The organism is Xanthomonas sp. 3058, assembly GCF_014199765.1.
Classification (GTDB): domain Bacteria; phylum Pseudomonadota; class Gammaproteobacteria; order Xanthomonadales; family Xanthomonadaceae; genus Xanthomonas; species Xanthomonas campestris_B.
Window position 1 is genome coordinate 1 of sequence record NZ_JACHOF010000010.1, and the last position, 26,975, is coordinate 26,975.

Sequence of the window (26,975 nt, forward strand, 5' to 3'; positions counted from 1 at the left end):
AATTGTCGAAGCCAAGACCCACCGTTTTGCCGGCGCTCGGCCCGCTCATCGGCCACGCAAGCCGAGCGCCGTCGATTGATAAGTGAACCTGACCCCGTTATTCGCATTCCGGAATAAGCTGTTATTCCGGAATAATGAGCCGATCTGATTCCATCACCCTGCTTCGCGCACCCTCATCAAGGCCAGCCTCCTCTAATTTCTTCGCAGTGAAAGATATTCGGAATGATGAAGTGATTCCAGATGGCATACGATCTCTAGGCTGAGAATGAATACCAGCACTCGCACGCCAGACGGACACATCTCTATATATACATCCTACCACCATACAGGCGAACGCAAAAACTTTGGGACCTAGTGGCATTAACATGCACCTAAACTCCCCCCTAACGGAATCCACAAGGGAGAGCAACTTAGCGAGCACGACATCGCCTTGCATTACCGGATAACCAATAATATTGGAATCAGAAACGCTGCTAATTAGAAGCCTGTTGGCCGACAGAACCTCATCGTCGTAACTTTTAATTGGTGATGAAGGAGAAAATAGCCACAGATCGTATGGATCGATATGTTCAATAATACCTAGCGCCATCATCTGTTCATAACCTAAACCCGACAGAAGAACGACGGCCTTTTCCGCATCTCCTGTCCAACCTGAGAGATACTCCGTGACTGGGCAAAGATACTCATTTTGTGGCTCTTCAATTGGCGGCTTAGAGAATGACGCAAGCGAGTAAAAAACTTCCAATTCGAAAGGACCTGACTCGAACAATGCTTCGACAGTCTGCGCAAGGCGCAACCGCGTGAAGCATGAGATATCAATTAAAACCTTTATAGCCTCCGCATTACTATTTCTAACAGATCTTACAAGAGATTCTATGTAAGTCTCATAGGCATAATCAGGGACTGACTCGAATGAAAAACCAGCAGCACAAAAGGCAGCCTGATTCTCCTCGAAGGCTGCCTCCTCCCCAGCCGCATACCCAACGGCGACTTTTCGTGAACTAACGTCTCTCCTAACATCAAGCATGTGCCTCGAGCGCGATTCATATCCGCAGACAGCAAGGATTAGATCGAAGCCCCCCCGCTTGCTCGGCTCAAAAAACGTCAGGTTCATTTCTGGAGTCTCAATGAAAGCTGAAGTTCAACATCCCGTGAATCACGTGGACGGAAATTCATGATGTTCGATAGGTTCGCAACCTTTCCTGCAACAAGTGGCAGCTTGAACATTGGCGCTAACCAGTTAGACAGCCTAAAGCGATGTCCACTTAACCCGCGAGTGAAAACATCGAATATATCACCATGCATTGGTATAACAGCCCCGATATATAGCGCCTGCTGCAGACACTCGATAGTGCCCTCATCCACCGCAGAATCAACTCTAAAGCTCAAATAAGGATCAGCACTGAACTCTTGACCAAGAACCTGCTCTTGAAAATAAATACCAAGTTTATCAATGAAATTTTTTGTGGATACACCCTGAGCCGGCAAAGCCTTAATACGCGCATCAATTCTATAAACAGAATTATCTATTTCCCTTCCCTGATCAGAAACTTTAATCTGACCATTAGGGGTTATGTTGGCAAGCATCGCGGCAAGCGTATACTTCAACCACCGTGGATGACCCTCTGAAACTGCGAACACTCGCTTTGCGCCGCAGTATGGTGCAGGTGCTTTGCGTGAGAGCCGCCTTACGGCACCATTAGGCTCGAATGCGAGATAGTAATTCCTTATCTCAGCTAATGGACGAACCTTCCTAATGACAGAATCCTTGACGGCCTGGCTACATTGATTTAGATCTGAAATTTCCACACCTTTCTTCTGAAGGTATTTCAAGAAGCTTCTATCCTTTGCGGCAAGCTCCCTAAATACTGCACCAAACCTCTCCTCCAAACTTGGCTTTCCTTCTGCAAACCGATCGCGCCGAGCTAGTCCTGTATCCGCATCAACAAGTATAGGATCGTCAAAGGTTTTAAATGGATTTAGAAAAAGATCTTCATTGCCTGGCGCCATTTCCCTAACAACACTGTGCCATAGCGCAATACAGAACGCCTCCCTTTCTCGCTCAGGCACCCCCTCCTCCCGGGTTGCATAACTGAGCGAAATAACTTCGTAGTCATTTGCAGGCAAGGGTTGATCGAGACCACTTCCGAAGGGTATCTGTTGCCGCGGTGTGATGGAGTATTTTAGTAGAAGTGGTTGCGGTGCTGCCCGAAGCGCGCCAAATAGTACTCGCTGAATCGCCAGAGGCGCAATCTCCAGCTCATCGCATAATAGTGCCCACTTTCGCCCATCCTCACCTACAAAAACATTGAAGACATCACATGTGATAGCAATTAGATCTAGAGGATTTGCATAGTTCTCAGCCATCTTTGATCTACTAGATTCATCCGATCTAGACCATCGCCGCGGAAATTGAGCGATCTCCATCGCTATCTTCACGCGAAGCTCGAGAAGACTTCTGGCTCGCACGTGATTAGGTAGCCAGGCTTCAGATAGAGCGCTCGCTAGGTCAATCTCTGTTTCCGGAACAATATCAACATAGAAATCGGTTCCGCGCCCCCCTTCGCTACTCCGCCAGCGCATGACATCCACGATTGCACGAGCGGCAGACAACGCGTAAACCGCGAGATAGGCACCGGAATCGCGTTCTTCGCATGTAGATTTAAGCGCGTTCGTGAGTGAGCTAATCCACGCAGCATCAATGGGAACGAAGACACCAATGTAGCTGCCGGTCGTAGATCTTTGATTCAGGGGCGCCCACTTGAGTAGCGCACGTGGGTCAAGCATTCGCAAGAGAGTGGTCTTGCCACTACCTCGAGGACCAACGAGGACGCAGTTACCAGCAGACAAAACGGGCTCAAACTGAGCCGGAGCAACAAAGGACTGCGCAATAGCCTCTGGAGTTAATCCTCGCGCATTGTAGTGATCATTTTGAAATTGAGATCCTTTCACGGCTGACTCCTCAGCAACTCATGCGGAAAGAGAGCTGCTCCATCTTTCACTCCGTCTAGATAATGATAAGATTTTAATCGAGCGAGAATTCTGCCGAGATCTCGTGGTGAGAGATAGGTAACCCAGGGGTGCATATCCACCACCTCCCGCCACTTGATATTTGCCCTTCCAGAGAAAGTTGAAGCTATATCGGATGCATCCCGGTTCACGTTGCACTTGTGGCCAAACCCAGTACCGTTAACAATTCGAGAACCAAACCGTGATTCGGGCGAGGCGGGCATCCACCCCTGACCTTCCCGCCAATCCCATGCATATACAACACCAGCAGCACCGTTTGCGGAAACATAGTCTAGATCAAGTTCGATTATGTAAAATTGATTAGATGCTCCAGGAAAATACTGAGGCGCCAGCACGGCACTGAAACTTCCTGCCGAGAAGATGGTGACTTCGTCGCTTGATGAACCCTCAGCATTGCTGAGTCTGGGGCTGTGTTTGTGTCCATGAACAACAACCCAAGGCTCGTCTCGCTCACCCAACATTGAAAGTAGCTTTAATCCCTGCTTCATCTCACTATAATCAGGGAAGAATTGATTCATATCCGGATGCTTAGAGGGGTGGTGATGACAAAGAAGTACGTTAATCAGTCCAGGGAGAGTGTCATTTAGCCGTTTTTCGATCTCAGCAATTGTATGATCGGTAACTCTTCCATTCGCCCACTCACTTACACCGCGCGCATGACAATTGCAGGAGTTTAGTACCACAAGCCTCAAGCCATCGAGTTCGACGATCATGAAGTGTTCTGACCAGTAGTGCAGCCGCTGCTCAGTGGTCGCCCCGGGAAATGGATACGTCGGACTCAGCTGCTTTAGATATTCCCAAATCTCCGGGCTGGAAGTGGAATCCCGCGAAGAAATGTCATGATTTCCTGTGGCAGCGATTAGGTGACTAGCACCCAATTTTGCAGTAACTTCATTAAGAGCGGCCCATGCCGACCGTAAGGCGCTTTGGTCCGCCTGATAGGTAATATCCCCAGGACATAAGACGATGTCAGCGGAAAGATTCTCTCGAGCGATCAAATCCAACACGTCTCCGTATGGATCCTGCTTTGGTATAGACTGACGACTCAAAATCACATGAGTGTCAGAGCTACCATCTTCGTCTGAAGCGAAATGAAGGTCACTTAAAACGGCTATCCTTACCTGAGTTGCCATCAGATCAGTCCGGTCTAATAATTTCTGGAAGTGTATTCATTTATGGCAGCGCGCTGCGCAGGATCCGCAGAGATCATGTGCCGTCCGCTCAAAATCTCATGCCTCCAGGCAGGAAATTCTTTTTCGAGGCAGGCGTTATACGACAAAAGTATTTTTACTCCTCTAGCGGACGCCTTACTCAAGGCGTTTATTAATTCTGCCATATCAGAGTCAACCATTGCCCCTGGCCCGTATTCTCCTCGATTTCTGGCGGAGCCCCGTCTGTACGGAGGATCGACATAGATGAAGTCTCCTTCTTCCGCAGAACCCACTACAGCCCGGTAGTCAGAACACAGTAGGCTAGCTTTCTTTAGGTGCTTTACGCACTCGAGAACTTGTTGGCGTGCGGGCATCTGCGGCAATTTCTTTCCGAAGGGAACATTAAAAATTCCGTCTCTATTGGTTCGATAGAGACCGTTGAAACACGTTCTATTCAGATACCAGAAATACAAGGCGCGAAGGTGAGGGTCAGTCTCTGCCACCAAGCTTCTACGAACTTCTTGGTAATTCTCCACGTCAACTTTCATTCTGATTAGCTGATCGTGCATCAGATCGGGAGATTTCTTCACAATCCTGTAGAAATTTATTAAATCTTTATTTATGTCAGAAAGAAGCGCTTTGCGGGGACGAATCTCGAAGAAGAGTGAGGCTGAGCCGGCAAATGGTTCGATATAGCGTTGATAGCTCGTGGGCAAGCGACAGCAAAGCTCCGGAATGAGCCTTTGTTTGCTTCCTGCCCAGCGCAGGAGCGGCCTTTTACGCAGTCCCTCGCGTAGGCCAGCCCTCGGCAGAGCTTTGCCCAGAAGATCCACCAAATTTTGTGTCAAGTTAGTGGCTCTCTCGAAACAAGGGCGGTCTCTCGACCGCCCCTCATCAATACCGTGAATTACCTAGGAGTCAAACCCCAACAGGATTCGCCTTCTCAGGATCAATCTTGTACTGCTTGATCGCCCGCGCCACATCCTTACCGGTCATCTTGCCATCCTTAGCCAACGCGGCAATCGCCGCATGCGCGATGTAGTACCTATCGACCTCAAAGAACCGACGCAGGTTCGCACGCGTGTCCGAACGACCGAACCCATCGGTGCCGAGCACGCTGTAGGTCATCGGGATGAAGGCGCGGATCTGGTCGGCAAACAGGCGCACGTAATCCGTGGCGGCAATCGCCGGGCCCTGGCGGCCTTCCAGCAGCTGGGTGACGTAGGGCTTGCGCTGTTCGGCTTCCGGGTGCAGGCGGTTCCAGCGTTCGGCGTCGAAGCCGTCGCGGCGCAGTTCGTTGAAGCTGGGGCAGGACCAGATGTCGGCGGTAACACCGAAGTCCTTGTCCAGCAGCTCGGCCGCGGCAATGGCCTCGCGCAGGATGGTGCCGCTGCCCAGCAGCTGCACGCGCAACTCGCCCTTCTTGGGCTTGCCGGCGTCCTTGAGCAGGTACATGCCCTTGATGATGCCTTCCTGCGCACCGTCCGGCATGCCGGGGTGTGCGTAGTTTTCGTTCATCAGGGTGATGTAGTAGTACTCATCGATCTGGTCTTCCATCATCGCCTTCATGCCGTGCTGCATGATGACGGTGACTTCGAAACCGAAGGTCGGGTCATAGCTACGCACATTCGGGATGGAGCCGGCGATGACCTGGCTGAAGCCGTCTTCGTGCTGCAGGCCTTCACCGTTCAAGGTGGTGCGGCCGGCGGTGCCGCCGAGCAGGAAGCCACGCGTACGCATGTCCGCTGCCTGCCAGGCGATGTCGCCCACGCGCTGGAAGCCGAACATGGAGTAGTAGATGTAGAACGGCAGCATCGGCACGTCGGAGACCGAGTAGCTGGTGCCGGCGGCCATCCACGATGCAATCGCGCCCGGCTCGCTGATGCCCTGCTGCAGCACTTGGCCGGTCTGGTCTTCGCGGTAGTACATCAGCTGGTCGGCATCGACCGGCTTGTACTTCTGGCCGAACGGGGCATAGATGCCGATCTGGCGGAACATGCCTTCCATCCCGAAGGTGCGCGCTTCATCGGCCACGATCGGCACGATGCGAGGGCCCAGTTCCTTGTCGCGCAGGGCGATGTTGAGGCTCTGCACGAACGACATGGTGGTGGAATAGCTGCGCTCGCCGCTGTCCTTGAGCAGGCGCTCGAACTTGTCGAGCGTGGGCGCCACAAACGATTTGCTGGCCTTGGGACGGCGCGAGGGCAGGAAGCCGCCCAGCACGTTGCGGCGCTCTTTGAGGTACTGCACTTCCGGGGAGTCTTCGCCGGGGTGGTAGAACGGCACCTTGCCGTCTTCCAGCTGGGCGTCGGTGACCGGAATGTTGAAGCGGTCGCGGAAGTGCTTGACCGCCGCGTCGTCCAGCTTCTTGGTCTGGTGGGTGGGGTTGAGCGCCTCACCGGCCGAGCCCATGCCGTAGCCCTTGACGGTCTTGGCCAGGATCACGGTGGGCATGCCGGTGGTGTTCACGGCCTGGTTGTAGGCGGCGTACACCTTGTGCGGGTCGTGGCCGCCACGGTTCAGCCGCCAGATGTCGTCGTCGGACAGGCCGGCGACCATGGCTGCGGTCTCCGGGTACTTGCCGAAGAAGTTGGCGCGCGTGTAGGCGCCGCCGAAGGCTTTGCAGTTCTGGTATTCGCCGTCGACGGTTTCCATCATCAGCTTGCGCAGAACGCCGTCGGTGTCCTTGGCCAGCAGGGCATCCCAGTAACCGCCCCACAGCAGCTTGATGACGTTCCAGCCGCCGCCACGGAACACGCCTTCCAGTTCCTGGATGATCTTGCCGTTGCCGCGCACCGGGCCGTCCAGGCGCTGCAGGTTGCAGTTGACCACGAAGATGAGGTTGTCCAGGCCTTCGCGGCCGGCCAGGGCGATGGCGCCGAGGGTTTCCGGCTCATCCGACTCGCCGTCGCCGATGAAGCACCACACCTTGCGGTCGGACTTCTCAATGAGGCCGCGGTTTTCCAGGTAGCGCATGAACTGCGCTTGGTAGATGGCGGCCAGCGGGCCCAGGCCCATCGACACGGTGGGGGTCTGCCAGAACTCGGGCATCAGCCACGGGTGCGGGTAGGACGAGATGCCCTGGCCGTCCACTTCCATGCGGAAGTTGTCCAGCTGGGCTTCGCTGATGCGGCCTTCGAGGAAGGCGCGGGCGTAGATGCCCGGGGCGCTGTGGCCCTGGATGAACAGCAGGTCGCCCGGGTGGTTGTCCGAGGGCGCGCGCCAGAAGTGGTTGAAGCCCACGTCGTAGAGCGTGGCGCTGGAGGCGAACGAGGCAATGTGGCCGCCCAGGTCGCCCGGCTTGCGGTTGGCCCGCACGACGGTGGCCATGGCGTTCCAGCGGATGATCGAGCGGATCTTCCACTCCAGCGCGGAGTCGCCGGGGTTCTTGGCCTCGTTGGCCGGTGCGATGGTGTTGACGTACTCGGTGGTGGGCGAGAACGGCAGGTAAGCGCCGGCGCGACGGGTCTGTTCGACCATGCCTTCCAGCAGCTGATGGGCGCGCTCAGGACCTTCTACATCGATGACGGCCTTGATCGATTCGAGCCACTCCTGCGTCTCAAGCGGGTTCGGATCGTTGTGCAGCACTTCGTTCAACCAGTTCATTAGCGCTCCCGGGGGGACACACCCCGCGGGTGTGTCGACATCGTGAATTCGTGAACCCCCAAGTGTACCGCACGCACCTGTTTCCATTCCTCGCTACGGGTGCGTATGGAACGGGACGGTGTCGTGCAGTGAGTGGGCTCTGGTGATTGCTGGAATGGGGGGCCGAGGATGGCGAATCCATCGTGTTGTCCAGATGCAACGGGGTGACAGGCAGGCGGCAGCGCTACGGCGTACAGGACGGGCTGAGGCTGGTGACGTTGACCGGGCGTGTCGACAGGAGCAACGCGTGTGCCGATGACCGCTACTGGCATACGACCAAAGGATGAGGCCGGCGCAGCTGAGCAGGGGGCCGCTGCACCATAGCGTTCTCCCGCTCGCGTCTCTTCCTCCCTGAGGAAAAGGGAGCCTGCAAGCGTGGATGAGGATGCAAGCAAAGCCACACGCAGTTGGAACGCCACAAGGGCTTCGCCCCGAACCCTCACCCCAAGCCCTTCTCTCGGGGAGAGAGGAGCTTGCCATGCCGAAGCTGTCAGCCAACGGTGGTGGCCGCTCCCTTCTCCCGCCTGCGGGAGAAGGTGCCCCGCAGGGGCGGATGAGGGCGCAAGCGAAGCCACATGCCGTTGGAACACCACGAGGGCTTCGCCCCGTACCCTTGCCCCAACCCCTCTCCCGAGAGAGAGAGAGGGGCTTGCGGTGCAGAAGCTGTCAGCCAACGGTGGCTGGCAGTTCCCTTCTACCGCCTGCGGGAGAAGGTGCCCCGCAGGGGCGGATGAGGGCGTATGAGGGCGCAAGCAAACCCGATCAGAACGCCTGCAACGCTTCGGTCAATTGGCCGTTGTTGTTGACCGCGCCCATGGTGTAGCCCTGCCAGCCGGGGTAGGCGTCGGGTTCCCAATAGAACACGCCGAGCACGCGCGCGCCGATGGCGTTGCTGCGGCTGAGCAGGTTGCTGAGCATGGCGCGGGTGGTGGCGGCCTGCTGCCAGTCCATGCCGACCTCGGCCACCACCACGTCGCTGCCGTAGCGGGAGATCATGTCGCGCATATTGGTATCCAGCCGGCTGTTGTAATCCTGCCAGCTGCCGACCGGTGGGTAGTGCGACATGCCGATGACGTCCCACTTGCCGCCGGCCGAGCGCAGGTTGTCGAAGAACCAGCGGAAGTTGGCGTTGTCGTCGCCGTTGGCCAGGTGCACGATGACCTTGGCGTTGGGGTACACGGCCTTGGTGGCGTTGTAGCCGCTGTTGATGAACTGGCCCAGGTTGGCGAAGTTGGGCGTCTTGCCCTCGTTCCACAACATGCCGCTGTTGATCTCGTTGCCCACCTGCACCCAGCTGACATTGATGCCGTTGTCCTTGAGGTACTTGAGGATGCCCTGGGTGTGGCTGTAGACATCGGTATTGAGCTGAGCGACGGAGTGGCCCGCCCAGGCGGCCGGCTTGGTCTGCTTGCCGGGGTCGGCCCAGCTATCGCTGTAGTGGAAGTCGATCATGATGCGCATGCCCTGCGCGGCGGCACGCTTGGCCTTGTCGAGCGTGTCGCGGCCATCGTTCCAGCCGCCGGACGGGTTGACCCACACGCGCAGGCGGACCGCATTACCGCCAACGTCCTTGAGCAATTTGATGAAATCGGTGGTGTTGCCCGATGCATCGCGAAACACCTGCGACGGATTCGCTGCAGCCTGCTGGTTGAGCCAGCTGACATCGGCCCCCTTGGCAATGCCTTGCGCGCCTGCGCCGGCACTGACGAGACATGCAAGCACTACCAGCAGCAGGCGACTGTAACCCGTACGAAAAACGCGCATGAAACCTCTCCCTTGATCGATGGATATCACGCCACACGACGCCTTGCCTGATCCCCTGCACTCGATGCATGGCGTGTGGCGATACGGTGCTCGCGATGGCGGCGACTGCAGCCAAGCGCTGGCGATTCAAGCACGGCGCCGCAAGCAGTCGCGCTCGCTATAGCTGCGGCGTCGTTGCGGCATAGCTCAGCCGCAGAAAGCGTTGAACTGGCGAACTGGCACTTTTTTGACCAGCGCAATGTTGTGCGGGTGCAGCAAGAAGCCGGCGGGGCATTGCGCGACAGCATAAAAAACGCCGGGCAAGCCGGCGTTTTGTGCAACGTGCGATGGACCTGGCTGCTTATTCAAGCCGCGCCGCGTCATGGCTGCCGGCAACGCGTGTGCACGCCCTACCCGCCCATGCATGCGCGCACTCAACCCATCGCGCGTGCGCCCTGCTGTTGTTGCTGGGTCTGCGCTTGCTGCTGCTCCATCGCCACCGATTGGCGTGCAGCATTTTCGGCAACGCGCTGGCTGCTCTGCTCCAACGGGGTGTTCATCGCGGTCATCGTCTCCACGCTGACGCGCAGCTGCGCGGGATCGTCCACGCGGCCCTGCACGGCGAAGGTGCGTGCGGCATCGGGACTCAGCATCACCGCGTCGATGCGCTGACCACCGGCGGCATGCATTTCCGACGCCAGCGAGCCGGACAACTGCGCACTGTGCTGGTCGGGTGTGCGCCCCGCACGCGCGTCCTGCGCATGCACGCCCCGCTGTGCATCCTGGAACAAGGTATTGCCTACGTGCCCTGGCTGATCGATCCGCAGCGAGGTGTGGTCGTTCCCGTGTTCGCGCGCATCGCGCTTGGCGGGTTCGCCCGGCGCGAGCGGACCACGGATGGCGTCGATGGCGTCCTGGCCCAGGCCACGTGCGCTACGCGTCAGGATGGTCGTGCCGGTGCGGAGCCCATCCACATCGCTGCGGTATTCGTCGATCATGCGCGCGTTCTTTTCCGCGAGCGGACGCGCATTGGGATCGGTGAGCGCCGAGTGCTCGCCCAGGAAGTTGCCCAGCTTGTGCGCGCCCAGCGAGCCACCGGCCGCCACCAGCGGGTAGTCGGGAATCAGGAAGTTGGCCTTGCTGTTGCTGTAGCCGGCGCCACTCAACGTGGCGATCTCGTTCGGCTTGGCGTAGATGCGCACCTGCCCGAAATGCGGCGAGGCCGCGCTGACCGGGTCGGACGCCATGACGTGGTTGACCACGCTGTTGCCGCCTTCCGGAATCCGGTAACTCAGGCTGGCTGCGCCATACGAATTGAAGGTCTCGCCCTTGAGGTCGTAATGGTGCGCGGAGACTTGCGCGAGCGCACCACCGAGGGAGTGACCGGTGACGGTGACTTCGGGGGTGTGACCGGTTCGCTTTCCAACATCCTTGGCAATGATCAGCGCGTCCTGGGTCAGCGCCAACGCATCGGCGGCTTGTGGATTGGTCCGCGAGGTAACCATGGACGCGTCGGTAAGAATGTCCTTGGCGGCTCCTTCCGTGCCACGATGCGCGACCACGATCTCGCCACTGCCTTCGCGCCGATAAATCGTGCCTTGATAGCCAGTGGCCTTGTTGTTGACGTGATCGAGAACCGCGTAACGCTGCCCCTCGACCACGACGATTTCCTCCTGACCCGGCGCACGTCGACCGACGGCGCGATCCTTGTAGGCATCTTCAGACAAGCCCGCATATTGCGGTGATGGGATACTCATGGCGCAACTTCCTTGGCAGCCAATGTGATGGTGAAGAGATTGTCGCGGATCTCAGGCTTGAACTTCTCGGGGCTCAGTTCACCGGTGTCCGGGAAGCTCTTGGACTCCGAGCGCGGATAACCTTCCTTCCAGTAATACTTCGTCTGCGGCTGCTGCGCCGTCACCGTCGTGCCTTCGATAAACGACAGGAAACGCGTTTCTTCTTCGGCACCGGTCGCCTTGAGCAGCACGCTGGCGCCGCTGAATTCCCAATGGCAGACGCCGCGACCGTAATAGTCTTCGTCCTGCATCAGATCCAGATAGACGGTGCCGCGATACTCGGTGTCGGAGATCTTCTTGAGCGCGAAATCTTCCTGGCTGGTGATGCGCCCGGCGGTGCCGGTTTCGGACTGGATCTTGCCGCATTCCTGCTCATTGGCCACGTCGTACTGCGCTGCGCCTTGCACCAGACCAAACGCGCCCGGCGCTTTGTCCAGCGTCAAGGTGACCTCGAAGGCCTTGCGCGGGCTGGGGTTCAACTTGGCAAGGCCGCGTCCGCCTGCCTCGACGTCGGCTTCTGCAACGGCCTCGGCGGCGGGGGATTGAGTCTGGGTCATGCTTGTCTCCGGGCCGCTACAGGCCGTCAGCAAAAGGGCCAGCAGGCTCGGTGTCAGAATCTGGCGCAAGGCCGGCCTCCATGGCGTTAGGGGGGATCAATCTAGTTGGCTGCTACACGTCGGGTCAATCTAGCGCGCCCCAGGATGAGGCCGCTGTGAGCAGTTTGTGAATGATCGCAAAGCTGCCATGATCGGATGCATCCGCCGCCATGGAGCGCGTGACATCGCCGCTCGCGCTCGACCACTCGCACAGCAGCTACCGGTCACCCCGCGCGTGCACTGGCGCAACAGCTTGCGCATGCGCGTGCTGCTGGCCGCCACGGCCGTGTTGGTGGCGTTGCTGACGGTGCTGGGAACGGTGTTTTACCTGGGCGCGCGTGCCGAGTTGGTGGAAGCGGCGCGGGTGGAGGTGGACGGCTTGACCGAGCAGACCGCGCGCAGCCTGGCGGCGATGCTGGATTCGGTGCAGGTAAGCGGCCGCACGCTGGCCGCCAGCAGCAGTGGCGTGGGACTGCAGCCATTCAATCTGCGTGCCTTGCTGCTGGCCACGCTCGTCGGCGACCCGGATATCGGTGCGGCGCGCCTGATCATCGAGCCACGCACGCAGAAAGCCGGCGACGCGGGGTTTGTCTGGTCGGTGTCTCGCAACGGCACGCGGACGGTCGAAAAATCGGCGCTGGAGCTGGGCTACGACTACCGTGCGATGCCGTGGTATCTGCGCACCCGGCAGCAAGGGCGTGCCTGGTGGTCCGAGCCGTCCCTCGATGCCGATGGCGGCAGCCTGCACACCAGCTACAACCTGCCGCTGCGGCGGCCCGGCGACGCGCTGGATGCGCCGCCGGTGGGCATGGTGGCGGTGGATCTGCCGCTGCAACACCTGCACGACATCATCGACCAGTTGCCGCGCGACATCAGCATCCGGCCGATGTTGTTGTCGCCCGAAGGCATGCTGGTCTTCAGCCCCGATCCTGCGCTCAATCTGCGTTACACGCTTGACGCCTACGTGGCGCGTTCGCGGCCGGACCTGGCGCCCTTGCAACATGCGTTGGCGGCAGGCCAGCCAATTTCGTTCTCGCATACCGCCCCCGATGGCGAGCGCTTTCTGACCCACAGCGCGGCGGTGGGGAGCAGCGGCTGGACCTTCGTGTTGTCCGCATCCGAAGGCTATGTCCTGGCCGGCCTGAACTGGCTGGCCGCCTGGGTGGCGCTGGCGGCGCTGCTGGGCGCGGTGGTGTGGTGGTGGCTGATGGGCCGCATCACGCGCAAGTTGACGCGGCCGTTCGAGGAACTGACCGATACCGCCGAACACTTCCGTCGTGGCGAATTCGAATACCCGCTGCAACACATCGAACGCAACGACGAAGTGGGGGTGATGGCGCGTGCGTTCGATAGCGCACGCGATGCGCTGCGCCGCCACATCGCCGAGATCAGCGAGATGACAGCGGCGCGCGAGCGCATGCAAAGCGAATTGCAGATTGCGCGTGAGATCCAGCAGGCGATGCTGCCTTCCGGGCGTACCTTCGACCGCGCCAGTTCGCATCTGGAAACCTGTGCGTGGCTGGAACCAGCCAAGGCGGTAGGCGGCGATTTTTACCACTTCGTGGAGACCGAACCGGGCGTGTTGTGGTTCGTGGTGGGCGATGTGTCCGACAAGGGCGTGCCGGCGGCCTTGTTCATGGCACGCGCGCTGAGCGTGCTGGAAATCGCCGCACGCCGGCATACGGGTCCGGACAGCATCCTGATTGCCGCCTCCACGCGGCTGGCGGAAAACAACGACACCTGCATGTTCGCCACCGTGCTGTGCGGGGTGATCAATGTGGTCAGCGGCGACTACTGGCTGGCCAGCGCCGGCCACGAGCCGCCGCTGTTGATCGATATCGATGGCAGCGCACGTGTGTTGCCGCTGGAAACCGGCCCACCGCTGGGGATCGAGCCGCAAGCGTCCTACCCGGTATTGCGCGGCCGCATGAGCGCCGGGCAGACCTTGCTGGGGTTCACCGACGGCGTGACCGAGGCAATGAATGAGCAGGGCGCCAGCTACGGCCTGGAGCGGCTGCTGGGCGCACTGCGCCCGCGCCGTAGTGCTGCAGCGCAATGCAAAGCGGTGATCGCCAACATCGCCCGCTTCACCGGCAAGGCCGATCCGTACGACGACATCACGCTGCTGGCGATCCGGCTACGTCAGGAGCATGCTGGACGGGACACCGACGCTGCCCGGGGCATTCCCGGCAAGGCAACCGACCGATGATGCTCGAACTGGCAATCGCCCCGTCGCTGGACGACCTGGCCTATGTCAACGACACGCTGCAAGATTCGCTCATGCGCGAAGGTCTGGGTGCCGAGCGCATCGACCAGGTCCGGCTGATCGTGGAAGAGCTCGGTTGCAACGCACTCATCCACGGCCGGCCCGTGGAGCGTCCGTTGCGGTTGCAACTGCAACTGGACCCGCAGGCGCTGGTCCTTGAGTTGCACGATCCAGGAATCGCCTTCGATCCGCGCGACATTGCTGTACCAGACCTGGCTGCAGAGCTCGATCAACGCCCGATCGGCGGACTGGGGTTGTTTTTAGTACATCAGTTCGCCGATCACATCGACTATCACCACGACGGTGCATACAACGTCGTACGCGTCACCCTGCTCCACCCGTACGCTCCTGTCCCTGAGGTACTGTCATGACTACGCTCGCGATCCAGATCGATCCGCCGCAAGGCACCCGTCAACGCGTCATCCTCACCGGACGCCTGGACACCCATACCTATCAGGATCTGGACGCGGCATTGTCGCCGCTGCTGGGCACCCTGATCACTACCCTGGTGCTGGATCTTTCCGCGCTGGAATACATTTCCAGCGCCGGCATCCGCTGCATCTTCAAGGCCCGCAAGGCGCTGGCAACGCGCAACGGCAAGGTGCTGGTTGCCAACCCGCAACCGCAGATCCGCAAGGTGTTCGACATGGTCAAGGCGGTGCCGCTGAGCGATGTGTTCGCCTCCACCGACGAGCTGGATGCGTATCTGGCCGCAATGCAGCGCAAGGTCATCGAACAGCACGCGCAGGGTGATACGCCGATCGTGCCGCACTTCGCCGAGGCGTAACGCACAGCACCTGTGCGCACACGCGCGGGCGTGCCTGCATGCGATGCGTGCGCGACAATGGCGGGGCGATGACGCCTGCCAGCCGTGTTGCGATGCCCAAGCTGATGATCTTCGACTTCGACGGCACCCTGGCCGATTCGTTCGGCTTCTTTCTAAGCGTGCAGCGTACCTTGGCCGAGCGGCACGGCTTTCGCGCAGTGCAAGCCGATGAAGTGGACGCCGCACGTCGCCTGAGCACGCGTGCACTGCTCAAGGCCTCGGGCCTGCGCAGCTGGCGCGTCCCGCTGGTCGCCGCCGACTTCATCGGCCTGATGCACGCAGCACCGCCGGTGGCGTTGTTTCCCGGGATTGCCGAGGTGTTGAAGACGCTGCACGCAGGCGGCACGCGCCTGGCTGTGGTGTCGTCCAACTCGGTCGAGAATGTGCAGCGCGCCTTGGGCCCGGAGTTGAGCGCGAGGTTTGCACGGATCGACGGTGGCGCGCATCTGCTGGGCAAGCAACGCGCCTTGCGTGGTGTGCTGCGTGGCACCGGGCACGCGGCATCGCACGCGGTGTATGTGGGCGACCAGGTTGCCGACTGGGAAGCAGCGCGCGTGGTGGGATTGCCATTTGCTGCGGTTCCTTGGGGCTATGCGCATCCGGAAGTATTTGCCGGGTTGACCGGGGCACAGCTGATCGAACACGTGGGCGGCCTGCTTGCGTTGGATGCGCACTAGCACTGCGGCGGCCCTCATCCGCCCTTCGGGCACCTTCTCCCACTAGCGGGAGAAGGGAAGCATGTCTGGGTGCAAGACTGTGCGCAGCGCCGCCAGCAGCGACGCACCACCTTCTACACGCCGCCCACCCGCGGCAACGGCGCCGGCACGTTCAACATGCCACCCGCCGCCACGTATGCCGCCAACGCCTGGCCCTGGCTCAACAGATGCGTGTGCATCGTCCGCTCCGCGCCTTCCGCATCGCCGCGCCGCACGCAATCCATCAATTCGCGGTGCTCGGCCAACGACTGCGCCATGCGTCCTGGCGTCAACAACTGACGGCCGCGATGCATCTTGAGAATGCGGTGCAGATCGTGAGTGACCCGGATCAACCACGGATTGCCCGCGTAATGCTGCACGGTCTCGTGGATCAGATAATTGTTGCGGTAGTACTCGGCCAGATCGCCAACCTCGGCTGCCGCTTCCATCGCCGCATGCAACGCTTCCAGGCGCTGCACACCGTCTGCATCGATGCGCTTGACCGCATCGTGGGCGCAGCGGCCTTCCAACATGGCCATCACCGGGAACAGCTGATTGAGATCTTCCAGCGTCAGCCGCGTGACCCGGCTGCCGCGGCCCGCATCCAGTTGCACCAGCCCCTCGGCCGCGAGCAGCTTGAGGCTCTCGCGTAACGGGGTGCGGCTGATGCCGAGCTCTTCGGCCAGGGCCGGCTCGTCGATCCACTCGCCGGGTGGCAGCGCGTAGTCGTAGATCTTCTGGCGCAGGCGCTCGGCCACTTCCTCGTACAGCGGTACGCGCTTCTTGGCAGCGCGCGAATCGGGAGCGAGGGTCATGGCGGAAGGATCGTGGACGTCGGCGCGGGGGCGCCTATTCTACGGGCACGCCCCCAACCCCTGCCGCGCGCGGGATGGTTCATAGCCAACCCGGCACCACAAATATCAGCCATGCCGTCAGCGGCCCCAACAGCACCACCAGCCCGCTGTAGATCAGGAAGCGACGGAACAGCGCGTCCCGTTCGTCCTTGGCGGCCGAGGCCACCACCAGGGCACCATTGGTGGAAAACGGGCTGACGTCGACGATGGTGGACGACACCGCAAGCGCACAGATCACCCCGGCCGCTCCCAACTGGCCCTGCATCAGGAACGGCACCGCCAGCGGGATGGTGGCGCCAAGCACCGCCGCCGACGAGGCGAACGCGGACACGATGCCGCCCACGTAGCACACCAGCAACGCGCCAAATAGCGGCATGCCGATATGCGAGACACCGGTGCCGATGTAGTCCACCGCGCCGGCCTTTTCCAGCACCGCCACGTACGTCACCACGCCGCTGATCAGCAGCACCGTGGACCAACTGATGCCATCCACCGCGCCCTTTTGCGCATTCGGCGAGATCAACGCCAGCGCAACGGCGACCGTGATCGAGACCAGGCCGACATTGAGGTTGTAGACCAGCGCTGCCACGCCCAACCCAAGCAGGCCCACCAGCGTGATCAAGCGATCGCGGGTGATGGCGACGGCCTCCAGTGCCAGCGGATTGGTCGACAGCGTCCCGCCACCGGCGGCCACCAACGAGCCATGCCCTTCGATCGCGAACGGGCGCTTGGACGCTTGATCTTCGGCCACCGGCACGTATTGCGCATCGGTCAGCGAGACTTCCTGCCGACGCATCAGCTTGAGCCCGCCGAACGCGCAGAAACAGATGATCGCCATCATCAGGTTGAACCCCAGGCTGGTCAGGAACACCGCCATCTCGGTGACGTCCAGCCCGGCCTTTTCGACCACCTTGTTGGTGATGCCGCCATACACGCTGATCGGCGAAAACCCACCGCCCTGCGCGCCATGGATCACCAGCAGGCCCATCATCAACGGGTTGATGCGGTACTGTTTGGCAAAGCGCAGCGCCACCGGGCCGATGATGGCCACTGCTGCCGGCCCGAGCGCACCGAATGCAGTGAGCAAGCCGGTGATGACGAACATCACCCACGGGATCGCCACGATGCGTCCGCGCACCGCGCGCACCGCCCAATGCACCAACAGATCGATGGTGCCGTTCTTCTGCGCAATGGCGAACAGATAGGTGATGCCGACCAGGGTCAGGAACAGGTCGCCCGGAAAGCCGGCCAGCACCTCCTTGCCGTCCAATCCCACCCACACGCCACCGACGATGAACGCCAGCGCGAAGGCCACCGCACCCATGTTGATGGGCAATGCGGTGGCAACGATGAACATGATCACCAAGCCAAGAATCGTTGCGATTTGCGGAGTCATGCGCCCTCCCAGACACCTGAGTCATCTACAGCACGGATGGCCACCCGCCATCCAAGGGTCACGCCATGTACGGCGCCGGCCTCACGGTCATGCCGCGCGCTCGCACGCAGCAGTGACCCACTCCACCACGCCTTGCATGCTGTGGAATTCATCCACCGAACGCGCCTCGCAGTCAGGGACCACGTCACGGGCCATGCGCGCCAATGCGCTGCCTGGCCCAAGTTCGAGAAATACGCGCGCACCGCGTTCGGCGGCCTGCACCAGCACAGCGTTCCAGCGCACGGTCTGCGCGATCTGCGCGGACAATGTCTGGATCACCGATGCCTGTGTAGTGACCGCACGCGCATCGATGCCGGCCAGCACACGCAACGTAGGGGCTTGCAGATCGGCGTCATTGAGTTCGACCGCGAATGCATCGGCGGCCGCACGCAACCACGGCGTATGTGCCGGCACGCTGACCGGCAACAGCGTGGTCCGTGCGCCCCGCGCCTGCACGTCAGCGGCAAGCACTTGCAGCGCATCATGCGGACCGCCGAGCACGGCGTGATCGTCGCCATTGAGGATGGCCAGCGCCGTCCCGTGGGTTCGACAAAGCGTTTCGAGCACGCGCAGCGGCAGACCGACCACGGCCATCAATCCGGCGTTTTCGGGACTGGCGGCATCCATCACGCGCGCGCGGGTGGCCGCCAGCTGCAAACACGTCTCGATGCCCATGCTGCCAGCCACTGCATGGGCGGCAAGCTCGCCAACGCTGTAACCGAGCACCAGCAGCGGCGTGGGCAGCTGGTCGTGCAGCACCTGCCAGTGCGCCAACGTACCGGCACACACCAGCGGTTGCGCGGTGGCGTTGGCGTAGCGGTGCGGGTCTTCGGCAAGTGTCTGTGGTGCGCTGCCGAGCACCTTGGCCGCGGCGGCCAGCACGTCGATGGCGGCGGGCGCGTCGGCAACATGCGCGAACATCCGCGCGTGCTGACCGCCTTGACCTGGACATAGCAGGGCCAGACTCATGGGCTGGCCTGCTTGCGTGCTGCCGAAGGCCTTGTGCGGGAGCTGCCCTCATCCCCCCTGCGGGCACCTTCTCCCGGAACCAGGAGAAGGATAACGGTGCCGCTGATGCGGGGCGGGTTTGCATGCGCCACAGTTGGCAACACCGGGCGAAGGAGAACGCAGCGGCGCACGCGCGATGAGGTGACGCGCCGCGTGACGCATTGCCTGAGCTGCTTGCTCATGCAGTCTCCTGGCAATGCAGAAACCATGCGCAGGCCAGCAGATCGGCGCTGCCGCCCGGGCTCAGACGGCGGGCGACGAAGTGCGTGCCGATCTCCGCAAGACGCCCACGCCATTGCGGCTGCGCGATGCCGCCATCGGCAAGGAACGCGCGTGCCTGTGCTTGCGCGTAGATCAGGCCTTGGTGGCCGCCGCGATGCAGCAGGTTGAGATCATCCACTTCGGCGACCAACTGCATCAGCGTCTGCGCCAATGCCGCTTCGCGTGTTGCGCCGCTATTCAATGCAGTACGCAGACACGGCAGCGCGGTCTCGCGCAGCAGTGGATAACCCGCTGCCGCCTGCTCGCGCACGCCTCCGATCCTGTACTGCGCGCGCACGCGCTGACCATTGCTGCGCGGATCCAGCGGCGCGGCCTCCAACGCGGCACGCCATTCCTGCACTCCGTGGCACACGGCTTCGGCCGAAGGGCGTTGTCTGCACCTCACGTGCAGACGCGCCGCCTGGGCAGTGAGCAGGCCCAGGCTGAAGATCGCACCGCGATGGGTGTTGACCCCGCCAGTGGCGCGCAACATCGCAGCTTCGGCATCGATGCCCAGCTGACGCAGTCGCGCAAAGGGTGCGTTGTCGATCGCGGCCTGGGCAATGGCGACAAAATAGCCACGCAATGCAAACAGGCTGCGCAGGAAGGTGGACGCCTCCATGTCGGTATGACTGCCGTTGTCGAACGGCGTTACCAGGCCGGGTTTGGGCGCGCAGGCCAGTTCTGCATGCAACGCGCCGACGGCCAGCCGCCCCAACCGGTACGCCAGCGGGCTGGCTGTGGCGCGCTCGGGATGCGATGCGCTGTGCAACGCGGCGTTCTGTTGCACGGAGCCATGCGCCCGTGCGTCAGTCGTTATCGCAGGCAGCTGGCGCGATTGGCCGGTTGCACTGCCGCCATGCAGCGCAGTGGACGACATTGAGCCAGGCGGTACCGATTGCGCCGGCGTCGATATGCCCGCTCCACATGCCGCGCGCCGCGCCGCGTCGACGGACATCGCGACCGCATGCAGGCCGGCGATACCGCCACGCGCACCTGCAGGCTCGACATCGGCGGCACGTTTCAGCAGCGCACTCATGCCGCGCTCCACACCGGAAACAGCGCTGCACGCGGCAACAGACGGCAGCCGTGATCGGACTTCACCAATACCTGTTGCGCGCTACCTGCGTATTCGCGCCAGTTCACTGCGCTGCCGTCCGGCAGCAACAATTCGCCGTCTGCACGCAGGCCGTGGCGGTGTTGCCAGCATTGCAACAGCACGACCACCGCATGCGCCTGTTCGGGCGTGGCGATGGACCACAGCAGATCCAGGTCCGACTGCGCGTGTACATACGCAAGCCCCGTCAGAGCCTGCCAGGCAAAGCTGCCGAACACACGCGGCTGCAATGCATGGGCACGGGTCTGGGTGAGCAGGGCCTGCAAGGCCGGCTGCATCGGGCCGGGTGCGTGCGCGGTCACCGCCTGCAGCTGCAGGGGCGCAGCGCGACGGACGATATCGGCCGCCTTGGCGGTCAATGACAGGCGTTGTTTGTCTTCACTGGGTGGCAACGGCACGCCAAGCCTTAGCGTACCGAGTGCTTCGCTGCCATCGCGGCGGGCCACCACTGCCGGCAACCCGGCAGCAAACCAGTGCTGCAGACGCCGCTGCGCGCCCGGCGTGAGCGCTTGCCATGGCGCGCTCGGGCGCAACCACACCAGTGCGTGGCGGCCGGTCATGTCAGGCCTCGCCCGCTGCCACCGCGGCGGCGACATCGCGCGCCAGGGTCCGCCCGCCGCGTTGCGCGCCGAGCGCACGACGTCGATCGCCCTCGCTGGGTGCGGCCAACGCATCGAGCAGCGCCTGCGCCAGGTCGCCATCCCACAACGATTCCACCGCGCCCATGCGCACGTAGTTTTCCACGCCTGGCGCGAACACCGGCGAGCGCTCGCTCAACGCCTGCAAGGTCTCCACCGATTGCTTGGTGACGCGCGCCATCGCACGCAGGTCCATCACGCGGATCTGCGCATCCGGCAGCGCGTGAATGTGGTCGGCCATCAAGCCGAACGACAGAAAGCCGCCGCTGACCGATTCGCCATAGACCAGCGTGGCCAGCCGTGCGCCGCGCTTGCGCGCAAGATCCAGCGACCGTGCCAGATGCGCGAAATAGCCATTGATGCCGAGCAGTTCGTCGCGCCGTGCGAGCCGCTGGCCGGCGGTGTCGGCCAGCATCACGATCGGTCGCTTCGGATGCGCGCGCGTACTCGCCAGCACCGTGGCGGCCAATGCCAGCGCGTGGTCCACACCGACTTCCAGCTTGTTGGCGGTACCGATGATGGTGACCTCGCCTGCAGCCGTGGTTGCGCTGCCGGTGAGGACGTCATCGTTGCGCGTGATGCGATGGCCGAGCGGGAACAGGCGATCCAGCAGCTGGCTCAGTTCCATGGGGTGCTCCGATCGGCGGTGGCGGCAAGAAAGTCGTCGGTATCCAGCAGCGGCAGGCGTGGCGCATCGACGATGCCCTGCCGCGCCCAGATGTCCAGGCCGTCGCGGCAGTCGCCGTACGCATCGATGCGCGCGGCCAAGTGCTGATGCGCGTGCTCCAGCGCCTGCAGGGCGTCGTCGCCTGCAGGCTCGGCCGACGTCGCAAGTGTGGTGACGGCGGCATCGGCGAACGCGGCGATGCGATCGGCGACCAAGGTCTGCGCCTCGCCAAGCAGATACCGATGCTTGCCGCCGGTGACGCGCCACACCAGTGCGCGGTCGCGGGCGTCGAACTCTTCCACCCCGCGCACGGTCTCGATCACGTCCGGGCCGGACAGCGACAGGCGTCCTTCTTCGGACATGATCACCGCGCTGCAGCAGCGCGCCACGATGCCCATGCCGCCGAACGCGCCATTGCCGCTGCCGATCAAGGCCAGCACCGGCACGCCGGCCGCGCGCGTGTCGAGCGTGGCGCGCATGATCTCGGAAATGGCGATCAACCCGGCATTGGCTTCGTGCAGGCGCACGCCACCGGTGTCGAGCAGCAACAGCACCGCCTCCGGCTGCGTGGCGGCGGCGCGTTCGAGCAGGCCGGTGAGCTTGGCGCCATGGACTTCGCCGACGCCGCCGCCCATGAAGGCGCCCTGCTGGGCGGCGATCAGGACGGTGCGCCCGCGCAACCTGCCTTCGCCCACCACGATGCCGTCATCGAAGGCGCCGGGCGTATCGAGCTGAGCGAGATGCGGACTGACCAGACGGCGACGCGGGCCGACGAACTCGTGAAAACTGCCGGCATCCAGCAGCCCCTCGATGCGCTCGCGTGCGTCGGCTTCGTAGTAGCTGCGCTCGGCCAGGGGGATGGTGGTGCTCATGCGTGGCTCCCGTTGGCCCATGCAGCAGCGCAGGCATGCGCAACCAACACGTTGTCCAGGACGCGCTTCGTACGCTGCAGCGTCTCTGTGGCGAGACCAGGCTGTGCGAAATGAAGATGGCTCATGCGGCGTCTCCTTGCAGCACGTCCATCGCCTGCTCCAGGCGCAAGCTCACGACCGCAGGCGTGGCGCCGACATCATTGATGCTGATGCGCACGTCACGCAGCGGATGGCGCGCGACGAAATCGTCCAGCACCGCCTGCCAGATCGTGCCGAAGCCGCGTGCGGCGGTCAGGATGTCGATCTCCATCGCGCCGTCGAGCGGCACGCGCTCGACCAGCACTTCCAGGTTGCCGGAGGCGACCACGCCCACCAGCGCATGTTCCAGACCGGCGCGTGCGCCGTGCTGACCATCGAAGCGATACCGCAGGGTTTCCATGCTGTGCCCCTACCAATTGCGAAAACGTTTCGGCGGGTCGTACAACCCACCGGACCAGCGCACCAGCTCCTTGACCGTGCGCGCGGCGAGCAGGTCGCGCGTGGCATCGCGCGGACGAATACCCAAGTCTTCCGGTCGCTTGATGACGCCGCGATCGCGCAGGTTTTCGACCATTCGCTTGTCGCGGCCCAGGCCAACGGCGGTATAGCCGGACACACCACGAATCGCCTGTTCGCGCTCTTCGGGACTGCGGCACAACAGCAGGTTGGCGATGCCTTCTTCGGTCAGCACATGGCTGACGTCGTCACCGTAGATCATCACCGGCGGCAACGGCATGTTGGCCCGCTCCGCCAGCTCCCAGGCATCGAGCTTGTCGACAAAGGCCGGCGCCATGTGCTCGCGGAAGGTTTCCACCATCTGCACCACCAACTTGCGCCCGCGCGGCATCTCGCCCGGTCGTGCAGCTTCGCGTCCGGCCTTGAGCCACGCGGCGCTGGCATGACGGCGGCCGCGCGCATCCGAGCCCATGTTGGGTGCGCCACCGAAGCCGGCAATGCGGTCGCGCGTGGCGGTGGAACTGTTGCCCTGCAGATCGATCTGCAAGGTGGAGCCGATGAACATGTCGCAGGCATACAGGCCGGCGGTCTGCGACAGCGCGCGATTGGAACGCATGCTGCCGTCGGCGCCGGTGAAGAACACATCCCCGCGCGCGGCGATGTACGTCTCCATGCCCAGTTCCGAACCGAACGAATGCACCGACTGCACAAAGCCCGACTCGATCGCAGGGATCAATGCAGGATGCGGATTGAGCGCCCAATGCCGGCAGATCTTGCCCTTCAACCCCAGCGATTCGGCGTAGGTGGGCAGCAACAATTCGATCGCTGCGGTATCGAAACCGATGCCGTGATTGAGCCGGTCCACACCGTATTCGGCGTAGATGCCCTTGATCGCCATCATCGCCATCAGCACCTGGATCTCGGAGATCTGCGCCGGGTCGCGGGTGAACAGCGGTTCGATGTAGTTGGGCTTGGGCGCCTGGGTGACGAAGTCCACCCAATCGGCCGGGATGTCCACGCGTGGCAGGGTGTCGAGGATCTCGTTGACCTGCGCGATGACGATGCCGCCCTTGAACGCGGTGGCCTCCACGATGACCGGGGTGTCTTCGGTGTTCGGGCCGGTGTAGAGATTGCCGTGACGATCGGCCGCCTGTGCAGTGACCAGCGCGATGCGCGGGGTCAGGTCGATGAAGTAGCGACCGAACAATTCCAGATAAGTGTGGATGGCGCCGATTTCGATGCGCCCCTCGCTGACCAGCCCGGCCAGGCGTGCGGCCTGCGGGCCGGAGAACGAAAAATCCAGGCGCTTGGCAATGCCGCGCTCGAACACGTCCAGATGCGACGCCAGCGACAGCACCGACTGCACCATGTGCAGGTCGTGCACGCGGGCCGGGTCCACCTCGGTGAGGCAGCGCGCCAGGAAATCGGCCTGCTTCTGGTTGTTGCCCTCCAGGCAGACGCGATCGCCGGGTTCGATCACCGCCTCCAGCAGCGCCACCACATCGTTGGCGGCCACCACGCGGCCTTGCGGCGCCAGCGCGGCGGCACGCTGCAGGCGCTTGCGCCGGCCTTCGGCCTGGGTGTCCCACTGTCGACTCATGCCTTGCCTCACCGGGACGCGCCCGTAATGTCGAAGTAATTACATCGTAATTATGGAGATGGGCCGCGTCTAGACGCGTTGCAGCATCGGCGGATGACGTGACGGCTGCGGGTCAGCGCTGCGACAGCCACATGCTTGCGGTCGCCTCAACTTCGATATATCTTTTTCGCATGCTTCGATATATCGAATGAAACCGAACACCCGCCACCATGAGGTCCTGGCCGACCTGGACGCAGCCGACGGCAACGTCTCCGGGCGCGGCAGTGCGCGCATCCGGCCGCTGGGCCATGGCGACCTGCGACTGCTGCTGCTGGCCCTGATCGAACAACACCCACGCCACGGCTATGAGCTGATGCGGCAGATCACGGCGCTGTTCAAAGGCCTTTACACGCCAAGCGCCGGCGCGATCTACCCGGCGCTGGCGCAGCTGGACGCCGACGGTTGGGTGCAAACCGATCTGGAGCAGGGCCGCAAGCAGTATCGAATCACCGACGCCGGCCGCAGCTACGCCGCCGATCAACGCGACGCCCTGGATGCCGCACTGGCGCGCACCCATCGCCGCGCCCGCGAGCTGATCAGGGCGCAGACGCCCGCCCCCATCCGCGAGGCGATCCACCGCATCAAGCACGGCCTGTTCGCACGCCACGGTCAATGGAGCGACGCAGAAACCGAACGGATTGCCGCACTGCTCAACGCCGCCGCCGACGGCATGGAGCAGGGCGAACGCTGAGTCGTGTCGAAGCATCGACGCCAGCCGATCGCCACCGGGTGCTGTGTCACAACACCACCGCATCCGCTCTCCCCACCAACGCCGCGCCTGTGCGCGCGACACCATCAGGAATCGCACCACCATGGCTGCACACACCAATACCCAAGTTCGCCGCGACGCGCGCCTGCGCTCCGTGTACGTGGTCCGTTGCGAATCGATCACGCCGCAGATGCGCCGCATCGTCTTTGGCGGAAGCGAGCTGGCCGGCTTTCAAAGCGAAGCGCCGGACGACCACGTCAAACTATTTTTCCCCAATGCCGATGGCGCCTTCGTGCTGCCGACCATGACCCCGGAAGGACCGCGTTACGCCGAGGGTGCACTGCCCTCGCCCGGCCGCGACTACACACCGCGCGCGTTCGACCCGCAAAACAACGAGCTGAGTATCGATTTCGTACTGCATGGCGACGGCGTGGCATCCAGCTGGGCCGCACAGGCGCAGCCCGGCGACGCGCTGAAGATCGGCGGACCGCGCGGCTCCTTTCTGGTGGCCGACGACTTCGACCATTACGTGTTGATCGGCGATGAAACCGCTCTGCCGGCGATCGGCCGCTGGCTGGAGTCGATGCCGGCCGACCTGCACGCGGAGGTCTTCATCGAAGTGGCCGATGCCCACGAGCGGCAGGAACTGATCAGCGCCGCCGATGTCGATGTGTACTGGCTGGAGCGCAATGGCTTCGATGCCGCCAGCAGCACCTTGCTGGAAGACAGCCTGCGCGATTACGAGCCGCACGACGGCGACACGTTCTACTGGATCGGTGCCGAATCGATGCGCACGCGGGCCATGCGCAAGTTTGTGGAAGAGCACATGGGCGTGGACAAGGAGTGGATCCGCGCAAAGGGGTATTGGAAGGAGGATCCGGATGGGGAATAAGGCCAAACGCTCCGGTCTCTGGTGATCCACCGAGAGTAGCCAACAAACGTCTGTCGCATCCGGCGATGCTTCCGGCGGCCGGAATCGGAAACCTCCATCCATAAAGCCACTGGACCGGCTGGCGAGATCCGCCTGTGCCGCCGCTTCTGTCGTACCAGCGCGTTCAAGGCGTGGTACGGCGCATGCACATCGATGATGACTAGAGAGGGTGCTGACCCGGATTTGCAACATGACCCCGACACGGATGCTGCGATTGTCCCCGCGCATCGTCGGTTAGAAGCGCGCGACTACGACGCGGTCAGCGCAAGCCGCGCTTGATCACCTGGCCAGCCCGATCGTCAAACGTGCGGAGCTGCGTTCGAATTACAGCGTCGATCAAGCGAACACAACAAGTGTTGACACTTAGAGCAGCTAACAAAACCTGGCGAGCGAGCACCTGTCAGTGAGTGCAGTGGTTTTGTCGGCCGTATCTTGGTGGATGCCGTCAGAAGTCCAGATCAAACACTGAGTGGGTCGAATGCGCGGTGCCCTCACCGCTGGCGGGACACGCCGCAAGTACGTCCATGTAGGCTCGGTGGCGGCATCCATGCCGCCACACGATCCCGCAAGCGGCGAGGACACCGCACCAGAGACTCCGCTG

General features: G+C 62.2%; 23 protein-coding genes. 6 read left to right on the top strand and 17 right to left on the bottom strand.

All coding sequences use genetic code 11. The features are described from left to right. Nucleotides 1-121 precede the first annotated feature (121 nt). The 8 genes from GGR61_RS13380 to GGR61_RS13415 all read right to left on the bottom strand — a co-directional run bounded on the left by GGR61_RS13380 (nucleotide 122) and on the right by GGR61_RS13415 (nucleotide 11,922). Nucleotides 122-1,114: a hypothetical protein gene (locus tag GGR61_RS13380; protein WP_184621934.1), complete on the bottom strand. Its 993-nt coding sequence runs from the start codon at nucleotides 1,112-1,114 to the stop codon at nucleotides 122-124. Then, nucleotides 1,111-2,952 carry an ATP-binding protein gene (locus GGR61_RS13385; RefSeq protein WP_184621936.1) on the bottom strand — a complete coding sequence of 614 codons (1,842 nt, stop codon included), beginning with the start codon at nucleotides 2,950-2,952 and terminating at the stop codon, nucleotides 1,111-1,113. Before GGR61_RS13385 ends, GGR61_RS13380 begins: the two co-directional genes overlap by 4 nt. Further along, entirely contained in the window at nucleotides 2,949-4,163 is a 1,215-nt protein-coding gene (locus tag GGR61_RS13390; protein WP_184621938.1) for a metallophosphoesterase, read from the bottom strand. The genes GGR61_RS13385 and GGR61_RS13390 overlap by 4 nt, the downstream gene beginning before the upstream one ends. A 14-nt stretch (nucleotides 4,164-4,177) precedes the next feature. Continuing rightward, the gene (locus GGR61_RS13395; protein WP_184621940.1) at nucleotides 4,178-5,029 is read right to left on the bottom strand and encodes a Dam family site-specific DNA-(adenine-N6)-methyltransferase; all 852 of its coding nucleotides are present in this window, start codon (nucleotides 5,027-5,029) and stop codon (nucleotides 4,178-4,180) included. 70 nt (nucleotides 5,030-5,099) lie between these two features. Further along, entirely contained in the window at nucleotides 5,100-7,787 is a 2,688-nt protein-coding gene (aceE, locus tag GGR61_RS13400) for a pyruvate dehydrogenase (acetyl-transferring), homodimeric type (RefSeq protein WP_184621942.1), read from the bottom strand. 801 nt (nucleotides 7,788-8,588) lie between these two features. Then, nucleotides 8,589-9,590 carry an arabinogalactan endo-1,4-beta-galactosidase gene (locus GGR61_RS13405; protein WP_184621944.1) on the bottom strand — a complete coding sequence of 334 codons (1,002 nt, stop codon included), beginning with the start codon at nucleotides 9,588-9,590 and terminating at the stop codon, nucleotides 8,589-8,591. A 413-nt stretch (nucleotides 9,591-10,003) separates the two neighbouring features. Further along, the gene (locus tag GGR61_RS13410; RefSeq protein WP_184621946.1) at nucleotides 10,004-11,326 is read right to left on the bottom strand and encodes an XVIPCD domain-containing protein; all 1,323 of its coding nucleotides are present in this window, start codon (nucleotides 11,324-11,326) and stop codon (nucleotides 10,004-10,006) included. Further along, a complete protein-coding gene (locus GGR61_RS13415) occupies nucleotides 11,323-11,922 on the bottom strand; it encodes a hypothetical protein (RefSeq protein WP_184407773.1) in 600 nt (199 codons plus the stop codon). Before GGR61_RS13415 ends, GGR61_RS13410 begins: the two co-directional genes overlap by 4 nt. Nucleotides 11,923-12,220: 298 nt before the next feature. On the opposite strand from GGR61_RS13415, the gene GGR61_RS13420 reads away from it, so the two are divergent. The 4 genes from GGR61_RS13420 to GGR61_RS13435 all read left to right on the top strand — a co-directional run bounded on the left by GGR61_RS13420 (nucleotide 12,221) and on the right by GGR61_RS13435 (nucleotide 15,730). Next, nucleotides 12,221-14,170 carry a SpoIIE family protein phosphatase gene (locus tag GGR61_RS13420; RefSeq protein WP_221237394.1) on the top strand — a complete coding sequence of 650 codons (1,950 nt, stop codon included), beginning with the start codon at nucleotides 12,221-12,223 and terminating at the stop codon, nucleotides 14,168-14,170. Then, nucleotides 14,167-14,598 carry an ATP-binding protein gene (locus GGR61_RS13425; RefSeq protein WP_184407775.1) on the top strand — a complete coding sequence of 144 codons (432 nt, stop codon included), beginning with the start codon at nucleotides 14,167-14,169 and terminating at the stop codon, nucleotides 14,596-14,598. Before GGR61_RS13420 ends, GGR61_RS13425 begins: the two co-directional genes overlap by 4 nt. Then, nucleotides 14,595-15,014 (top strand): STAS domain-containing protein, encoded by a 420-nt coding sequence (locus GGR61_RS13430; protein ID WP_184407776.1) that lies wholly within the window; start codon nucleotides 14,595-14,597, stop codon nucleotides 15,012-15,014. The genes GGR61_RS13425 and GGR61_RS13430 overlap by 4 nt, the downstream gene beginning before the upstream one ends. Nucleotides 15,015-15,106: 92 nt before the next feature. Beyond that, nucleotides 15,107-15,730, top strand: a complete 624-nt coding sequence (locus GGR61_RS13435; protein ID WP_184622068.1) for an HAD hydrolase-like protein — start codon at nucleotides 15,107-15,109, stop codon at nucleotides 15,728-15,730. Nucleotides 15,731-15,843: 113 nt separating this feature from the next. Here GGR61_RS13435 and GGR61_RS13440 read toward each other — a convergent pair whose 3' ends face one another. The 9 genes from GGR61_RS13440 to mdcA form a co-directional block, all read right to left on the bottom strand. Then, nucleotides 15,844-16,563: a GntR family transcriptional regulator gene (locus GGR61_RS13440; protein ID WP_184621950.1), complete on the bottom strand. Its 720-nt coding sequence runs from the start codon at nucleotides 16,561-16,563 to the stop codon at nucleotides 15,844-15,846. 79 nt (nucleotides 16,564-16,642) lie between these two features. Next, nucleotides 16,643-17,998 carry an SLC13 family permease gene (locus GGR61_RS13445; RefSeq protein WP_184621952.1) on the bottom strand — a complete coding sequence of 452 codons (1,356 nt, stop codon included), beginning with the start codon at nucleotides 17,996-17,998 and terminating at the stop codon, nucleotides 16,643-16,645. 87 nt (nucleotides 17,999-18,085) lie between these two features. Next, entirely contained in the window at nucleotides 18,086-19,006 is a 921-nt protein-coding gene (gene mdcH / locus GGR61_RS13450) for a malonate decarboxylase subunit epsilon (protein WP_184621954.1), read from the bottom strand. Nucleotides 19,007-19,223: 217 nt separating this feature from the next. Beyond that, complete coding sequence (gene mdcB / locus GGR61_RS13455) at nucleotides 19,224-20,186, bottom strand: triphosphoribosyl-dephospho-CoA synthase MdcB (RefSeq protein WP_184622070.1); 963 nt, start codon at nucleotides 20,184-20,186, stop codon at nucleotides 19,224-19,226. A 155-nt stretch (nucleotides 20,187-20,341) separates the two neighbouring features. Further along, on the bottom strand, nucleotides 20,342-20,983 hold the full coding sequence (mdcG, locus tag GGR61_RS13460; protein WP_184621956.1) for a malonate decarboxylase holo-[acyl-carrier-protein] synthase: 642 nt from the start codon (nucleotides 20,981-20,983) through the stop codon (nucleotides 20,342-20,344). Nucleotide 20,984: 1 nt separating this feature from the next. After that, nucleotides 20,985-21,689, bottom strand: coding sequence for a biotin-independent malonate decarboxylase subunit gamma (gene mdcE, locus GGR61_RS13465; protein ID WP_184621958.1), 705 nt, complete (start codon nucleotides 21,687-21,689; stop codon nucleotides 20,985-20,987). After that, nucleotides 21,680-22,600: a biotin-independent malonate decarboxylase subunit beta gene (locus tag GGR61_RS13470; protein ID WP_184621960.1), complete on the bottom strand. Its 921-nt coding sequence runs from the start codon at nucleotides 22,598-22,600 to the stop codon at nucleotides 21,680-21,682. The genes mdcE and GGR61_RS13470 overlap by 10 nt, the downstream gene beginning before the upstream one ends. Nucleotides 22,601-22,721: 121 nt before the next feature. Then, complete coding sequence (mdcC, locus tag GGR61_RS13475) at nucleotides 22,722-23,039, bottom strand: malonate decarboxylase acyl carrier protein (RefSeq protein WP_184621962.1); 318 nt, start codon at nucleotides 23,037-23,039, stop codon at nucleotides 22,722-22,724. Between the two features lie 9 nt (nucleotides 23,040-23,048). Continuing rightward, on the bottom strand, nucleotides 23,049-24,695 hold the full coding sequence (mdcA, locus tag GGR61_RS13480) for a malonate decarboxylase subunit alpha (protein WP_184621964.1): 1,647 nt from the start codon (nucleotides 24,693-24,695) through the stop codon (nucleotides 23,049-23,051). Nucleotides 24,696-24,882: 187 nt separating this feature from the next. Between mdcA and GGR61_RS13485 the strand changes: the two genes are divergently transcribed. Together GGR61_RS13485 and GGR61_RS13490 are read left to right on the top strand one after the other, a co-directional pair. Then, on the top strand, nucleotides 24,883-25,425 hold the full coding sequence (locus GGR61_RS13485) for a PadR family transcriptional regulator (protein WP_184621966.1): 543 nt from the start codon (nucleotides 24,883-24,885) through the stop codon (nucleotides 25,423-25,425). Nucleotides 25,426-25,546: 121 nt separating this feature from the next. After that, complete coding sequence (locus tag GGR61_RS13490) at nucleotides 25,547-26,335, top strand: siderophore-interacting protein (protein WP_184621968.1); 789 nt, start codon at nucleotides 25,547-25,549, stop codon at nucleotides 26,333-26,335. Nucleotides 26,336-26,975: the final 640 nt, after the last annotated feature.

What these genes read in the sequence shown, in the direction of transcription:
- GGR61_RS13430 (WP_184407776.1), top strand. Translation starts at nt 14,595, where the DNA reads ATGACTACGCTCGCGATCCAGATCGATCCGCCGCAAGGCACCCGTCAA.
- GGR61_RS13410 (WP_184621946.1), bottom strand. Translation starts at nt 11,326, where the DNA reads ATGAGTATCCCATCACCGCAATATGCGGGCTTGTCTGAAGATGCCTAC.
- GGR61_RS13405 (WP_184621944.1), bottom strand. Translation starts at nt 9,590, where the DNA reads ATGCGCGTTTTTCGTACGGGTTACAGTCGCCTGCTGCTGGTAGTGCTT.
- GGR61_RS13445 (WP_184621952.1), bottom strand. Translation starts at nt 17,998, where the DNA reads ATGACTCCGCAAATCGCAACGATTCTTGGCTTGGTGATCATGTTCATC.
- GGR61_RS13435 (WP_184622068.1), top strand. Translation starts at nt 15,107, where the DNA reads ATGCCCAAGCTGATGATCTTCGACTTCGACGGCACCCTGGCCGATTCG.
- GGR61_RS13415 (WP_184407773.1), bottom strand. Translation starts at nt 11,922, where the DNA reads ATGACCCAGACTCAATCCCCCGCCGCCGAGGCCGTTGCAGAAGCCGAC.
- GGR61_RS13420 (WP_221237394.1), top strand. Translation starts at nt 12,221, where the DNA reads ATGCGCGTGCTGCTGGCCGCCACGGCCGTGTTGGTGGCGTTGCTGACG.
- aceE (WP_184621942.1), bottom strand. Translation starts at nt 7,787, where the DNA reads ATGAACTGGTTGAACGAAGTGCTGCACAACGATCCGAACCCGCTTGAG.
- mdcB (WP_184622070.1), bottom strand. Translation starts at nt 20,186, where the DNA reads ATGTCGTCCACTGCGCTGCATGGCGGCAGTGCAACCGGCCAATCGCGC.
- mdcH (WP_184621954.1), bottom strand. Translation starts at nt 19,006, where the DNA reads ATGAGTCTGGCCCTGCTATGTCCAGGTCAAGGCGGTCAGCACGCGCGG.
- GGR61_RS13485 (WP_184621966.1), top strand. Translation starts at nt 24,883, where the DNA reads ATGAAACCGAACACCCGCCACCATGAGGTCCTGGCCGACCTGGACGCA.
- mdcA (WP_184621964.1), bottom strand. Translation starts at nt 24,695, where the DNA reads ATGAGTCGACAGTGGGACACCCAGGCCGAAGGCCGGCGCAAGCGCCTG.
- GGR61_RS13440 (WP_184621950.1), bottom strand. Translation starts at nt 16,563, where the DNA reads ATGACCCTCGCTCCCGATTCGCGCGCTGCCAAGAAGCGCGTACCGCTG.
- GGR61_RS13490 (WP_184621968.1), top strand. Translation starts at nt 25,547, where the DNA reads ATGGCTGCACACACCAATACCCAAGTTCGCCGCGACGCGCGCCTGCGC.
- mdcE (WP_184621958.1), bottom strand. Translation starts at nt 21,689, where the DNA reads ATGGAACTGAGCCAGCTGCTGGATCGCCTGTTCCCGCTCGGCCATCGC.
- GGR61_RS13470 (WP_184621960.1), bottom strand. Translation starts at nt 22,600, where the DNA reads ATGAGCACCACCATCCCCCTGGCCGAGCGCAGCTACTACGAAGCCGAC.
- GGR61_RS13390 (WP_184621938.1), bottom strand. Translation starts at nt 4,163, where the DNA reads ATGGCAACTCAGGTAAGGATAGCCGTTTTAAGTGACCTTCATTTCGCT.
- mdcG (WP_184621956.1), bottom strand. Translation starts at nt 20,983, where the DNA reads ATGACCGGCCGCCACGCACTGGTGTGGTTGCGCCCGAGCGCGCCATGG.
- GGR61_RS13425 (WP_184407775.1), top strand. Translation starts at nt 14,167, where the DNA reads ATGATGCTCGAACTGGCAATCGCCCCGTCGCTGGACGACCTGGCCTAT.
- mdcC (WP_184621962.1), bottom strand. Translation starts at nt 23,039, where the DNA reads ATGGAAACCCTGCGGTATCGCTTCGATGGTCAGCACGGCGCACGCGCC.
- GGR61_RS13380 (WP_184621934.1), bottom strand. Translation starts at nt 1,114, where the DNA reads ATGAACCTGACGTTTTTTGAGCCGAGCAAGCGGGGGGGCTTCGATCTA.